Origin of the sequence: Jeotgalibacillus sp. JSM ZJ347 (assembly GCF_044383825.1) — a bacterium.
Taxonomy (GTDB): domain Bacteria; phylum Bacillota; class Bacilli; order Bacillales; family Jeotgalibacillaceae; genus Jeotgalibacillus.
The window spans coordinates 424,346-438,776 of record NZ_JBISEN010000002.1 but is presented as its reverse complement, the minus strand read 5'-3'; the positions used below and the strand labels follow the sequence as shown (position 1 = coordinate 438,776).

At 35.3% G+C, this 14,431-nt stretch carries 10 protein-coding genes; 1 reads left to right on the top strand and 9 read right to left on the bottom strand.

Annotated elements, in window-relative coordinates:
* Positions 1 to 63 precede the first annotated feature (63 nt).
* The 4 genes from ACH6CZ_RS07970 to ACH6CZ_RS07955 all read right to left on the bottom strand — a co-directional run bounded on the left by ACH6CZ_RS07970 (position 64) and on the right by ACH6CZ_RS07955 (position 8,989).
* Positions 64 to 5,151 (bottom strand): FtsK/SpoIIIE domain-containing protein, encoded by a 5,088-nt coding sequence (locus ACH6CZ_RS07970; protein WP_374096901.1) that lies wholly within the window; start codon positions 5,149 to 5,151, stop codon positions 64 to 66.
* Complete coding sequence (locus ACH6CZ_RS07965; RefSeq protein ID WP_374096900.1) at positions 5,148 to 6,734, bottom strand: hypothetical protein; 1,587 nt, start codon at positions 6,732 to 6,734, stop codon at positions 5,148 to 5,150. The genes ACH6CZ_RS07970 and ACH6CZ_RS07965 overlap by 4 nt, the downstream gene beginning before the upstream one ends.
* Before the next feature lie 13 nt (positions 6,735 to 6,747).
* A complete protein-coding gene (locus tag ACH6CZ_RS07960; RefSeq protein ID WP_374096899.1) occupies positions 6,748 to 8,445 on the bottom strand; it encodes a hypothetical protein in 1,698 nt (565 codons plus the stop codon).
* Between the two features lie 220 nt (positions 8,446 to 8,665).
* Positions 8,666 to 8,989, bottom strand: a complete 324-nt coding sequence (locus ACH6CZ_RS07955; RefSeq protein WP_374096898.1) for a pyrophosphohydrolase domain-containing protein — start codon at positions 8,987 to 8,989, stop codon at positions 8,666 to 8,668.
* 119 nt (positions 8,990 to 9,108) lie between these two features.
* Between ACH6CZ_RS07955 and ACH6CZ_RS07950 the strand changes: the two genes are divergently transcribed.
* On the top strand, positions 9,109 to 9,291 hold the full coding sequence (locus ACH6CZ_RS07950) for a hypothetical protein (RefSeq protein ID WP_374096897.1): 183 nt from the start codon (positions 9,109 to 9,111) through the stop codon (positions 9,289 to 9,291).
* A 257-nt stretch (positions 9,292 to 9,548) separates the two neighbouring features.
* Here the strand turns inward: ACH6CZ_RS07950 and murQ are convergent, their stop codons facing one another.
* From murQ to ACH6CZ_RS07925, 5 genes are read right to left on the bottom strand one after another with little or no spacing between them, the layout of a single operon-like run.
* On the bottom strand, positions 9,549 to 10,448 hold the full coding sequence (gene murQ, locus ACH6CZ_RS07945) for an N-acetylmuramic acid 6-phosphate etherase (RefSeq protein WP_374096896.1): 900 nt from the start codon (positions 10,446 to 10,448) through the stop codon (positions 9,549 to 9,551).
* A 41-nt stretch (positions 10,449 to 10,489) separates the two neighbouring features.
* Positions 10,490 to 11,491 carry an N-acetylglucosamine kinase gene (locus ACH6CZ_RS07940; protein ID WP_374096895.1) on the bottom strand — a complete coding sequence of 334 codons (1,002 nt, stop codon included), beginning with the start codon at positions 11,489 to 11,491 and terminating at the stop codon, positions 10,490 to 10,492.
* A 12-nt stretch (positions 11,492 to 11,503) separates the two neighbouring features.
* Positions 11,504 to 12,577: a serine hydrolase domain-containing protein gene (locus ACH6CZ_RS07935; protein ID WP_374096894.1), complete on the bottom strand. Its 1,074-nt coding sequence runs from the start codon at positions 12,575 to 12,577 to the stop codon at positions 11,504 to 11,506.
* A gap of 16 nt (positions 12,578 to 12,593) precedes the next feature.
* Positions 12,594 to 13,424, bottom strand: a complete 831-nt coding sequence (locus ACH6CZ_RS07930; RefSeq protein WP_374096893.1) for a carbohydrate ABC transporter permease — start codon at positions 13,422 to 13,424, stop codon at positions 12,594 to 12,596.
* Positions 13,425 to 13,442: 18 nt separating this feature from the next.
* Complete coding sequence (locus tag ACH6CZ_RS07925) at positions 13,443 to 14,336, bottom strand: carbohydrate ABC transporter permease (RefSeq protein ID WP_374096892.1); 894 nt, start codon at positions 14,334 to 14,336, stop codon at positions 13,443 to 13,445.
* Positions 14,337 to 14,431 lie beyond the last annotated feature (95 nt).

Here is a 14,431-nt window from a genome sequence, read left to right as displayed (position 1 = left end):
TCCAGTAATCACTTCACTGAAAATAATGCATCTAGATAAAAGATATCTAGATGCATTTCAAAATCAATAACTCATAAAATGCTTTAATAATGCTCTTTTAACTACAGGTGTTAAAAACGGACTCTTTCCTCTAGTAACTTTTTGACTTGCTGTTTTAGCTAAGAAATCACCTTTACCACCTAGGTTTTCTGCTCCACTTTCACCTAAAATAACAGATGAAGCAGTAGAATCTGTTGCTCTTAGTGCTAATCTAGCACCTAAGTTATTTCTTATATTTGTGTTAATAATGTCTGATTTTGGATTTTGAGTACAGATGATCAAATGTATCCCTGCAGCTCGAGCTTTTTGACCTAACCTTAAAATCGCATTTTCCACTTGATTAGCAATTTCCTTTTCCTGACTCATAAAGTCAGCAAATTCATCAAACACAACCACGATCCTCGGTAGCGCATTACCTGTGGCATCAATGTATTCATCTAAATTACTTGCAAACTCTTTCTTAAACAATCCATAACGACTTTCCATCTCTTCAACGAGTATATTTAACGTTTGTACCGCTTCACTTATTCCTGTAACTACAGAACGAGTATGGGGCATATCCTCATATATTGAAAACTCTACTTGTTTAGGATCAATAAAAACAAACTGTAACTGAGATGGCTTGTAAAAACACATAGTTCCTAAAATAATCGAATTTAATGTTACACTCTTCCCGCTTCCCGTGGTACCACCTGTCAATAGATGGGGAGTAGAAGGGTCTGATAAATCAATGTTAATCACATTATTAAGTGGATCAAACCCTAAAGGCGCCACTAAGTTTGAAGGTTTTATACTACCATTTAACTGTTGACGAGCAATTTTCATAAACTCTTCAAAATATATAGTGTCAGGCTCTTCCCTTACTATGTCTATATTTAATCCATGTCGATCAATAAACATATTTGGCTCTTGATCTAAACCTAACCAAATCTGAATACTAGATTTCATCTTTATGATTCTTTCCGGAGGAATTGATTTTGGGAAAGAAAGATTTAACCTCACAACACTAGACCCTACAATAATATCTTGAACTCTTACATTCATACTAAGTTGGTTAAAATTTGTTTCAATTTTCGACACGTATGTTTTCTTCAACTCCGTATGATCAACATCCTGATTTTCTCTATGGGTGTCAATTCCTTTTAGAGCTATTTCTTCAGGATAAACATTTAGTGTTACAGGTTCAGGACTAACTGGATTTACTGAAATATCGGTTCCTTCAGAACTAACGTCATTCTCATTTGAAGTTTCCTTACTAGAACCTTTAATTTCTTTATCTTCTTTTTCAGCTTGTATAGACTCTGTATCCTCTTTAATATCATTAGGATCGCTTTCATCCGCAGGCTTGTTTTCAGGCTCGTTGTCAATAAATCCATGATTCTGTTCTTGAGCTAGTAAACTTTCCGAAAAACTCTCATTTACTTCTAACAATTCCTCATAATCTGGTTCAGTGATATATTCGGCACCAAGTTCATTGAGAATAAAAGTTCTGTTATAAATATAGTTGGTGTATTCACCATCTAGGAGATCTTTGTATACATTATCTCTAACTTCTTCATATGAGCTTTCATAAAGGTTAGAAGTATAACAGTACGCATCAATTGATGTTTCAATATTAACTTCTATATCGTTTACATCTGCATTTTGCAATTTCTTTAAAAGGTGAGCATGTTCAGGACTATACGTTTCTTTTTCAATGAAATAGTGAACCAACTCATTCCGCCAATATTCAGCATCAGCTTTATTTTGAGTGAAATCAAATAAATCACTATAAAGTTTTCTTCCTGCTTCAATTTGTTTTATCGCGTCATATCTTTCCATATCAAATATGGATTGACTCACAAACTTTAGCTCTAACAGTTCAAAGTTTAGAGTAACTTTACCCTCAACTTCTTTTAATGTAGTGATTACTAAATCTGGTCTGCGCTTATTACTTCCAAACCACGGAAGCTCGTCACATGTAGCCCAAACTTGAAACTCTTCACTATTCTCCTGTCTGTATTTCATGCTTAAATATGTCGCAACCATTTCATGCGAATATTTTCCTGGGCCAATTGCTTTAAGAACAAGAGCTCCCGAAATTGTCTTTACATACTTTACTGCTTCTTTAACTTTTTCTTTACTAATATTATCACTCTTCAGTATGAGTGATAGCTTTTTTGCTAACCGATCATAATACTCATAATCATTTGCATTTGAATTAAGCTTTTTAATATATTCTGAAGATGAAACGATCAGCTTAAAGTTTTTATTTGCTCCAGCTTTAGATTTATATTGAATAATTTGAGCTTTTGATGACGCTTTCTCTAATAATGATTTATCAAGATACCTATCCATAAACATTATCCAGTTAAAGTTGTCGTGCATATAATCAATCAGAGCATTATCCGAGAAATTCGAAAGAGAGATTTTGTTTTTCAGCACATATAACTCATCTTTTTCAAGCATTTCTTTTTTCTGAAATATATATTGTAATTGATAAAAAGATTTTAGCGTTTCAGGTAGCTGTTCACTCACATATGAAATACGCTTCAATTGTTCTGTCTCTAATAAAGGTTCATTTGCTACATAGTTAAACCAATTTGTAGAATTCGTAAAATCGATCTTATCAAACTCATACCTAACCTGATTACTTTGACCAAAGTAGTCAGCCAACACAACTAAATCAGCATCAATCATATGTGCATTAATCTGATTTGATATTTCGTTGATTTTTTCTCCTGAAATCACATTGACTTCAACTACTGGGAATTTGCCATGTCGATCTGGATTTGTATACTCTTCTTTTTGCTTAATCCATTGATTAATTTTTTGATGGATGTTAGCTGCTTGAGTAGAGTGAACAGTAATTTTTAATTTATTTAAATCTTTATGTTTTTTAAATAAAGCATCAATCGATTTTGTAATTACATCCGCGCTTTGACAATATAAAAATAAAATGTCTAAACCATCTTTAGCGTACGGATATACTTCAAAGTAGTTTTTCACACTTTTAACGAGTTCTTCAGAGAGTTCTAGTGACAAATAGTCCATGTTTTCAGACCGCTTTGTATTTAGAATGAATTGTCCTTCTCCTAATACTTCATTTATCTCTATTAAAAATGAATCGTCGCCATCACTCGAAAAATACCTAGGCGCTAGATTAAGGGTTTTGTCGTTTACATACGATAGGTAATCTTCTAGGTTAGTTACTTCAAGCTCGTCCTTCTCACTTCTGTTGATCCATTCATTTAATTGAGATCCTAGTGTTTCAAACCTTGAAATATAACTAACTAGCCTAATTGGATTAAGCACAGTTAAAATTCTTTCGTGACTAAATCCAGTTTGATCAATTTTAAAATCTAGTGAATCTATCGCCCCAATATAATTAATATATCGATAAATATGGGTGGCTACCTCTACTGAGCTTGTAACGCCTGATAGTAAAGCCTCTAGTCTATTCTTAAGTTCATTGGCATCAATTGAAAAAATCCCCGTATTGAAGACTCCTTTTAACACCTCACTATAGTATGCAGTAAAGTCCTTAAAGTGCTTATAATGCTCTTCTACACCAGGTTGATTAATTGATAAGTATCCTTGTACTCTTTCAAAAACTTCTGTGTTAAGGTCTAATAACTCAACCTCTTCTTCTTGGTAATTTTTAACATATGGTAGTAACTCTTGAGACACTGCATCTTGAAATGTAAAAAGCTCCAGTTCGGAAAATCCTCTTACTTTAAATAATTCAGACCCAATGGACTGACCATCCTGTATTAAAGAAAGTCTAAATGAAATTTCATCATTAGACGATTCATCAGTCTCAACAGTGGTTAAATGCTTAAGATCAAAGTCTAGTAAGGGAACCACGCTTGAAATTTGTCCAATGTATACTTTAAGAGTTTCTTTCATTTGTTCAGTAAGTTTATTATTCGTAACCTTTAGCCTGAACTTAGATTTAGCAGTTGCTTTATATTCATCAATTAATGAAAACATTTCATATTGCAGTGCATTAATTAGATCATAATAGTCTTTTGGATGACGTAGTTTTTCTATCTTTCTTGAAATGACCTTATCTAGGCGTCCGTGTTTTGATAGCTCTTCTTCATGCTCTTCGAGGAAGTCTTGAATGGCATCAGGGTTTTGATTCCTTTCAACTTCATTTATACTCTCCTCTATAGTACCTATCTCCTCTTTACTGAGATGCGGATTTTCATATATCAATGCATTTTTTAATTTATCAGGTAAAGTTGTCTTAGTTTTAAAGCTTAGAGCAGCTTCTACTAGAGCAAATTCATAATTTAAAGCTTTTAGATTTTTTTGATTTAAAAATTCAATCATAACTAATTCGAATTCTTCAGGTTCAACGTCATTCCAAACTTCATCAGCGTAATTATTTTTCTCATTAATTTCTAAGTAGGAGTAGAACTTATCCTGTAATTTTTCAATATCTAAATCACCATTTGGTTTTTGAAGGTTTGCTAAATAACTATTTGCTCTTAATCTTTTTAACCCTTTTTGACTTATGATCAAATCTCTATCTTTGAATAGATTTAATTCAGGTAAATTCGTCTGAATCTTCTCCACAATAGAAGGTGAATTCTGATTAAGAACTTTTTCTAAAAACCTCAAAATAAACCTCAATTGAGGCTCGGTAAAACTACTATACATTGTCAGGAAATATTCTAATGTATCAATTTCTTCAACTGCTAATACAAATTTCTCAGCCAATAAAGAAAAAAGTTTTTCTAGTCCTTCATTAGATAGCAAATAACTTTCATCGATTGAGAAAAGGTTCTCTAAACTTTGAGCCTCTGGAGCTAACTCATTTATAACCATAACGAGTGCTTCTCCATTAGAAGTATTATTTCTCAACCAAGTGCTAGTTTCGATTTTTCTTAGTTCATATTTATCAAAATGATCTACCGGCTTTATAGTTCTAATCATTGGTGCATAGTATTCTTGTAATTCCGCTTCATGAGTATCCAATTCTTTTAATAAAGCATGGACATTCTGCTCATTTAGCCCATTTATTTTAATAAATAGTTTCTTAGTTCCTTCGCTTTCTTGTTCTCGAAAGTGATCTAAGAGAATTTTATAAATCCAGTTTCCTAGTATTTCATGTGATGTACTCATTGTCTCACCTGCCCAGCTTTTTCATAGGGGTTCTTTATCATAGCAGTCGCGTCTGAATATTCTACAAGTAGTCCATTATGACGTAATTTTTCTCTTAGAGCATATTCATTTCTTTGGAAATAGCTTACGTTCAATTTCGATTGTTCATATATACCATCTTCTCTTGCTTCAACTTCTCCAATAATAAATCCGTATTTTGCATATAGATCCTTTAAAAATTTATGAAATTCAATTTGAGATTGCGGTTCTAAATTCGCATAAACTAACGCTTGAATAAAAGAGTCAGACATAAAATACCTGTATTTCGAGCCTCTTCTATATCCGCCGTAACCACCATCTCTTGATAACCCTCTTATAATATTTAATTGGTGTTTCTTTAATTGATCTGAAACAATTTCTTTTACAGTTCTAAAAACATAATCGATAAAATCACCCGAGTTATTACTCTTTTGTATAGTTTTGGCAATTTTATTTTTTCTAGGTTTTGATAACCTACTTAGCCCTAATAAGTTAATAACTTCATCTGGATCTTCTTTCCATTTTTTGAGGTTATTTTCAACAAATTCCTTTGAAGGTATCTTTTCATTAAATGTGTTTCTAAAGAAATCTTCAAACTTGTTCTTTATTTTCAATTCATTGTCACTAAAAGATCTGGCTGATAGTTTTTGAATTGGTCCTACACGTGCATCTAGACAATCAAAGAAAAAAGTAATAGTTTCATCACTGTTGATCTTACTTCGTTTCAGCATATAACGACCTAAGTGGAATGTAATTAAACTCGTCATCAACTCAAAAAGCTCATAGATATCTATGTTTAAGTTAATTAATCGATTAAACTCTTCCGCAAACTCTGTATAAATCGGTTCATCAGTGACTGGGAGCATCGGGTACTCTTTGCTATTCCCTTCACCTTTCTTTAAGGGATACAATGTCTCTTCACTATTTGGAGTATGATCTAGACATGAAGTGATTTTTCTCACAACATTCTCGATAGATTTATTCTTTCCAAGCAGCTCTTTTAACCTTGTTTCAATACTATTTCTAAGTTCCGGATTATTGTCTGTTCCGTAAGACAGCATTAGAAAATAAAGTTCTCCACCTCTAGCAAAGAAGTTTCTTTCATAAGCGTATGATTTTTTATCTTTGCTACTCTTAGTTCTAATTTCAAAAAATAGCAATGATTCATGTAAGGGATATAAAGTTTTTGCATACCAAGATCTGTTTGCAGGCTTTCCTGTTCCATCAGTTAGAGGAACTTCTAAATTTCGAAAGAAGTCTCTGATGACATTGAGTTCATCTTTGTTCTCAACTATTTCATATAAAGCCTCTTTTTGGTCATTAGTTAGGCTCACAATTCCATCTTTTGCACCTTCTTTACTACCCTCAAAGATAAATTGTCTCAACCCTGTAGAACGGATTCTTGAATAACCTTCAGCGGAGAAATTATAATCAGTACCTTTTAAGACATTTAAAAATTCGAGTACATATTCCGGTCCTTTTTGTCCATCAGTAAAACGGTGACCCCATATTTGTGCTGAGAGTTGAGTCGATAACTCTTCTGCATTACCTTTCTTTTCAACCATATGTTTCGCCCCCTTATAACAGGCTTATTTCATCTTCAATAAATAATCCTGTTTTGTTGTCGTATCTTAATATATTGAGTTCATACTCCTCAGGTTCACTAATTCTTATAAGTTCATTTTTAAATGTATCAATTAAGATTTCAGCATCTTGTTGAAGAACATTGTGAGTACCTCCACCACTTGCTCTCATCAAAAATTCAAATACTGCTAAGTTCATGTTCAGCTCTACCCTATCGTCAACTATCACGACAAACTTGGAAGGAACTCTGTCTAGGTCACTTCTGTTGGATTCTTCTTCAATCTCAATATCTTTAGATTTGAATTGATCATATATCATTAGATTTTTATTAGTTGCATATAGGTGTTTATTTGTCTGTTCTGTTAACCTACCTGAGAAAACACGATTCAAACCATTAATAATATCTTTCTTTAAATGTGCTTGAGCCTTTTTGTTATTGAATAGAGAAATATATTCTTGAGTGTATTCAAAAGGCAAAAGTTGATTCGAGTTTACTTCGGATTCACTTTCCATTTCATAAAAATATTTTCTCCGTAGTTTTGGTATCCATTCTTCAATGATTTGATGATTTTTTTGTACATCGTAATCCCGATAAAGCGAAAGCTTCTTTTTAAAATAACCAAGTTGTAGATCCAGAGAATTATCAATTAATTTGTCATGTGCTATTTCAGACTGCTCATCACCATTTATATCTCCATTCACAATAAAATCATCAATTGATGAATGAGAGTATAATCCTGGATCCAATGCTTTAAAGATTTTCAAAGCTTTCATTTCTGAAAATGCGTTTTCATCTAATTGATGTCCATAAAAGTTTTCATAATACGGTTTTTTAGTTTGCTGCTCCAGTTCTTTATATTCAGCTCCGAAAATATCATCACACGTATATCCGCCAGTCAACGTATAACTAATGTGAATTAACATTTCTCTCATTGTTATGTGAGTATCAAGGTAATCTAACAGTTTATATTGCTCCACAATTTTTTCTTTTATATGATCTTGAGAAGTTCTTTTATGATTCAAGTTAATAATGCATCGATTTTGTTTTGGACAACTATCACACGCTGACCAGTTCTCTTTCTTGTTCCACTCTTCAAGAACTCTATCAACATATACTGATGATGTAACATCAAGTAAATTAAAAATGCTAAAAGCTTCATTATTATATTCATATGACTTGAACCTCGATGCCACTTCAGAACGAAGGAATTCGAGATCACTGTATTGAGAAAGGAATTTCGTTAATTTACCCTCATTTGCAGCAATAAGGAAATAAATATTGTTTGCATGCTGGTTCTTTATATATTCTTGTAAGCTTTCCAATTCAGAGTAAATGACCTCTTCTTGTAGTTCTGATAAATCTTTCACAATTCTAATTGTCCCTTTTGAAAAAGGAACATCTATAATACCATCCTCAGGCCACTCTTGAAGTGATGTCTGATTAAAATAGTCATAAACAACTCTGCATAAACGAGTTTTCCCATCTCCGGCGTTTCCAGTAAGGATAATACTCTGTGGGTCATTCTCAAATGTATTAATTAACGTGTCTTCAATCTTAGTTTTAATCGTGAATGAATATGTATCGGTTTTATCTGGATCAATTGTGTATTCATCATAAATCTTAGAATGATTAGGTGATAAGACATTATACTGATCTAAATAATAAACAAAAGGATTCTTATTCAACTTCATTCCTCCTATTCTAAATTGTAAAATAATTCAATGTTATAGTTAAATTGTTATTTCAATTGTAATACATCAAGAGGTATATTTCATTCGATTAAAGAATTTACCTAAAATTATGTATATTATCTTTAATACTTTCTTCACAAAGTCACAAAAAGGCTTCTGCTCATAAGCAAAAACCTTCTTTCTATTACACAAACTTCACACTAAGATATTTCGTTTATATTCAATCCTCCACCCCAACCAAATAAACCTTCTCATCAAACCGTCCGCGGTCCCTCGCCTTCACTTCTCTTGCCTTCTCCACTTCCTCAAGCGAACCACCATGCGTCTTAGCCGCTGCCGAGATCAGCTCAAGCAGATCCGCAAGTTCCTCGATTGCATCTTCGTCATTTTGAGTGGCATGATACTCAGCCAGTTCTTCTTTCATCTTTTTCTTCAACTCAATCACATACTCTTCATTACTCAGAATACGCGTCTCCATTGACTTTCCGCTTGCTGCAATAATATCCGGAATCAGGTCCCGGACGAGTTTGTTATAGACTGGCATATGAGACACCCCACTTGTTTTCTTCTAGTATAACGCTTCTAAAAGGAAGCTTCATCCAAAACTATACTTTTTAGTATATGCATTTTATAGTAGATTCAACGACAAAGGAGGTGAAAACAATGGAGAAAGAGATACTGACCATTTTGCAGTCTATGCAATCAGACTTCCACAGCATGCAAGGAGAGTTGAAAGAGATTAAGACTGACCTTCGTGAACATAAGGAGGAATTTTCAGAGTTTAAGCAGCAGGTGAAAGAAAAGTTCGTTGAAGTTGATACCAGATTTGATAAAATAGACACATAGCTCCACCGCATAGAGTATGAAAATCAGCATGCAATTCTGTCTATGTTACAGATCCAGTCAAAAAAGCATGAAGAACATGATGATAAATACGATTACCTTCTTCATATACATATTAATCTTGATAAGGATTTCCACACGTTTAAAAAACAACCACAAAACTAGCTCCTCGTCATTCCTAATGACACTGCTAAAGCTAAATATCCAAAACGAAACAGCAGTGTGAATCCACTGCTGTTTTTAAATGCTTATTCATTCAGTTAGTTCAGGTCAACAGCATTTCTTACAAACCCATTTGCCTGCGTCAGCTTCTTTTTTGCAGTTTCAGCATCTGTACCGGTTAAGATTTTAACAATTGCAGGCTTTACCTCATAATTCGTCTCTTCAAGAACCTGCTCTGCTTCAGGATATGGCACACCTGTTGCTTCACTGACAATCATTTTAGCGCGTTCTTTCAGCTTATAGTTTGATGCTTTCACATCAACCATCAGGTTCTGATAGACCTTTCCGCATTGAATCATGGAAGCGGTAGAGATCATGTTTAATACCATTTTGTGAGCCGTAGCAGCTTTTAATCTGGTAGATCCGGTTAACACTTCCGGTCCAGTATCGACTTCTATCGCTATGTCAGCGAACTTGGAAATCTCTGAATTTTTATTGCTGGTGAGAGAGACTACTTTTGCACCAATGAATGATGCATACTCTAACGCTCCTTTCACATAGGGCGTTCTTCCACTGGCTGCAATGCCAATGACAACATCTTTGTTGCTAAGGTGTCTGTTTTCCAGATCTTTCACTCCTTGATTCCCGTTATCCTCTGCTCCTTCAATCGCTCTGAATAAGGATGCCTCTCCCCCCGCAAGAATAGCCTGTACTTTGTCAGCTGATGTACTGAAAGTAGGAGGACATTCTACAGCGTCCAGTAACCCGATTCTTCCACTTGTACCTGCACCTATATAAAAAACCGATCCTCCATTAAGAAGTACGTCTTTGACATAAGTGACTGCCTGGCTGATTTCCGGAAGAACAGTCTTTACAGCATAAGGAACCGTTTGGTCTTCTTCATTCATTAAATTAAGAATTTCATCAGTTGTCAGCTGGTCAAGGTTTTTAGATTTTACATTTTTCATCTCAGTGGTCAGTTTTGATATCATTTCCATATGGCTATCACCCTAATTATAGAATTTGTTTCGCAAATCATTTAACAGCTGCCTGCCGGCTGATAGTATTCTTTTATTTGGTTTTGCACTTTTTGATCTATTTGCATTTCGCTCTGCTGCAAAGCAAGGATATAAGCTCCTGCTACAGGGGGTAAATGAGATTCGATCATGTTAACTTCGGTATTCAGCTCTGATCTCAGCTGAGTACAGAACTTTTTCTTATAACGATCATTTGAAAAGAGCCCACCATGCAGAACAATCGGTATCTCATTTTCTTTCATTTGACTAATTGCTGCTTTTACAATGAAGCACTTTTCTATGACAGCCTGTTCAAGGATATCTGCTGCAACCCCGTCCCCTGACGCTTCCGCCTTCATTACAATTTCAGCGAGACTAGCTATCAGTGTTCTGGTATACTGATCGCCATAAATAATGGGAATGATCTCTTGTATATTTTTTATTTCGAAGTGTTCCATTAACATTGTGGTTAATAAGGTATGAGGCCCCCGGCCATCAAAGCTTTTTAACACGCTTGTTAAAGCCATTTGTCCAATATGATAACCGCTTCCTTCATCACCTAAAAGGTAACCCCACCCCCCAACTCTGACCGGGTTAGATTGATCTTTTGATAACCCGTAAGCAATAGATCCGGTTCCTGCAATCAATACAATTCCCGGTGCTCCGGCTGTACCGGCATATAAAGCAGCAATTGCATCATTCGCTATACCGATCTTCTTTTCAAATTTGGTTCCCCGAAAGAATTCTCTGATATGTTTCTTGTCAGATTCCCGATCACAGCCTGACAGACAGAGCTGTATCCCTGCAATTTGATCGATGGAAATGTCTGTTTTCTGCATGACGTCTGTAATTAATTGCAGAAGTCTTTCTTTTACCTGATGATGTGGATTTGAATGAATATTACTGGAGCCCGTTAATGATGTAGCAAGTATTTTCCCTTCACAGTCTCCAATGACACATGACGTTTTCGTTCCTCCTCCATCAATTCCAATCCATCTTTTCGTACCATTTGCTACCCTACTCACAGGATCACTCTCCTAAATAACACCCTTTTCTCTCATGTTCACAGCAATTACATTGTGCAACTTTCTTCTTAAACTGTTTATATGATTCTCTCTGCCATAGTAAACCCGGTTTGTTAATAATACGATTGCCAGGTTTTTTTCAGGTGAAATCCATATAGAAGTCCCCGTAAACCCTGTATGACCATAACCCTCCTGCAGATACTGCCCTGAGAAAACTCCTGGAGAATGTAATTGCCACCCGAGACCGCGACTCAGATTCAGACTGTCCGTGTAACAATATGAAGCCAACTCAATTGTGAGCTGTGATAGCAGCCTTTTCTCCTGATAGACTCCTTTATTTAAAAACAACTGACAATATTTAATCATATCTCCGACAGTGGAGAAGAGGCCTGCATGACCACTTACGCCATTGAAATTTGCCGCATTTTCATCATGAACTTCTCCCCACTGATAATCATTCAGTTCATCCCGAAATTCTGTAGCAGCTGTTTGCACTCTAAGATGCTCTGGTGGATTAAAGAATGTATTTTTCATTCCAAGCGGCTTATAGATGTGATTTACTGTATATTCCTCAAACGGTATACCACTAATCTGCTCCGTAATATAACCCAAAACGATATAGTTTAAATCACTGTATATAACCTCAGTTCCTGCAGGCTTTTTAGCGGTAAGCCCGGCAATTTCAGCAACTGCTGCTTTCATTGTCAGGTTGCGTTGATAAAATTTTATTTCCGGCGGATACCCGCTTGTATGAGTCAGCAGATGCTTGATTGTGATGTCATCATTACATTCTTTGAATGATTGAACGTAATTGTAAACCGGATCATCCAAATCAATTTCACCTTTTTCAAGCAGTAGTAATATCGCAGGTAAAGTCGATGTTACCTTTGTTAGCGATGCAAGGTCATACAATGTTTCCTCAGTCACTTTAATCTCTTTTTCTTTATGTGCATAACCAGCTGAATATATTAAAGGCACACTATCGCTTGTGGTAACAGCCAGCACAGCGCCAGGAAGTATTCCCTTTTCAACTTCCTGATCAATCAGTTTAGTTATTTTAGAAAAATCCAGTTGAGTCTCCTTCAATATCCTGCACCTCCAGTTATCCTTTGACCGCACCTTCTGTCATTCCTTTAACGATATGGCGCTGGAAAATTGCATAGAAGATAATAACAGGCACTACTGCTATGACAAGACCTGCAAATAAGGCGCCCCAGGCACTTTCATATTGAGCATTTGTACTGAGTAAATCCATTTGCACACCAAGTGTATTTTTGCTTTCAGTCTGTAACAGAATAAGCGCCATAAAGTATTCATTCCAAAACGTAATAGCATTTAAAATCGAAGCAGTGATAATCCCTGTTTTCACCATCGGCGTTACGATTTTAAATAGCACACCGTATGGACTCATTCCATCAACTGCTGCTGCTTCTTCTAGTTCTTTTGGCACACTGCCCATAAAACTTGATAAGATGAATATAGTGAATGGCACCTGTGAAATGGCATAAACTGCCGATAACGCAAACAGGTTATCCAGAAGATTCATATTCATTAATAGAAAGAATAATGGAATCCAACCAAGTACTGCCGGGATCATCATAGATGCAAGATAAACATTGAATAATACCTCACTGCCTTTAAAACGCAATCTTTCAAGCGCGTAGGTAGTGGGAATTGAAAATGCCAGACAAAGCACGGTACCCAGTACAGTTACAAGTATGGTATTTAGAAAAGACGAGCCTATACTAAAATCAACCCATGCTGATACAAAATTTCCGAAATTATAAGTCTCAGGCATTGACCATGGAGAAGAGAAAATTTCAGCATTGGATTTGAAAGCTCCAATGAACATCCATATCAATGGAAACACAACGAGTATCGACCATATAATTAATGGAATACGCACAGCAGCGCCGGTTATAAATTTTGTCATATATGAGTTCCCCGCTCCCTAGTATTCTACTTTTTCTCTTTTTAGAACAAATTGCATAATTAAAACTGTTACCAGTGACAGAATGAGTATAAGCACACCAATTGTTGCGCCGTATCCAAATTGAAAATCTTCAAAAGCTTTTTGATATAAATACGATCCCATTACTTCAGTTTCGTTCCCCGGTCCACCGTTAGTCATGATTTGCACAAGTACAAATGAACCGTTTAATGACGTGATTACAATATAGATCATTGAAGTTTTAATCTGAGGCCAAATCAATGGAACAGTGATTTTCCAAAATTGCTGCCATTCACTGGCTCCATCAATTTCTGCTGATTCATATTGGCTTTTCGGGATATTCATAATTCCTCCCATAAGCAATAACATGAATAATCCAATACCTGCCCATATTGCCGGGACGACTAATGACGGTAATGCCCATTCCATTGAACCAAGCCACGGTCTGGTCCAGCTTTCAAGACCAATTGAAGTTAAAAAGCCGTTTACAAGACCAATATCCGGTTCGTAGATGAACTGCCAAAGAATACCGATCACTACGACAGACATGATGTTTGGAAAGAAAAACACTACTCTGTAAAAGGGTGCTTCTTTTACCTTCAATTGTGTCAAAGCCACAGCAAAAAATAACGATAGAATCATAATGCCAATTACTTTTGTGACAACAAAGAAATAGTCATTGTAAATCGCCTTACCAATAATTTCATCGTTAAACATACGTATATAATTTTCAAATCCGACAAACTCTCTGTTTGCACTCATTCCTGACCAGTCAAATAATGATAAATATATTCCATTTACCATTGGATAAACTGTAAAAATAACAAACAACAGAAAGGTCGGTAATAAGCAGAACGTCAAAAACAAGTACTTCTGTTTTTTAGACTGGACCACGTCATCACTCTTTTCTTTTCAGTATTATTCCAGCATATAAGTTTATTGATCTTGTAGATGGAGAGAGGAATGCAAAGTCTGTATGACCCCGCATT

Coding starts and splice junctions, on each gene's coding strand:
- ACH6CZ_RS07970 (WP_374096901.1), bottom strand. CDS start 5,151: ATGAGTACATCACATGAAATACTAGGAAACTGGATTTATAAAATTCTC.
- ACH6CZ_RS07965 (WP_374096900.1), bottom strand. CDS start 6,734: ATGGTTGAAAAGAAAGGTAATGCAGAAGAGTTATCGACTCAACTCTCA.
- ACH6CZ_RS07960 (WP_374096899.1), bottom strand. CDS start 8,445: ATGAAGTTGAATAAGAATCCTTTTGTTTATTATTTAGATCAGTATAAT.
- ACH6CZ_RS07955 (WP_374096898.1), bottom strand. CDS start 8,989: ATGCCAGTCTATAACAAACTCGTCCGGGACCTGATTCCGGATATTATT.
- ACH6CZ_RS07950 (WP_374096897.1), top strand. CDS start 9,109: ATGGAGAAAGAGATACTGACCATTTTGCAGTCTATGCAATCAGACTTC.
- murQ (WP_374096896.1), bottom strand. CDS start 10,448: ATGGAAATGATATCAAAACTGACCACTGAGATGAAAAATGTAAAATCT.
- ACH6CZ_RS07930 (WP_374096893.1), bottom strand. CDS start 13,424: ATGACAAAATTTATAACCGGCGCTGCTGTGCGTATTCCATTAATTATA.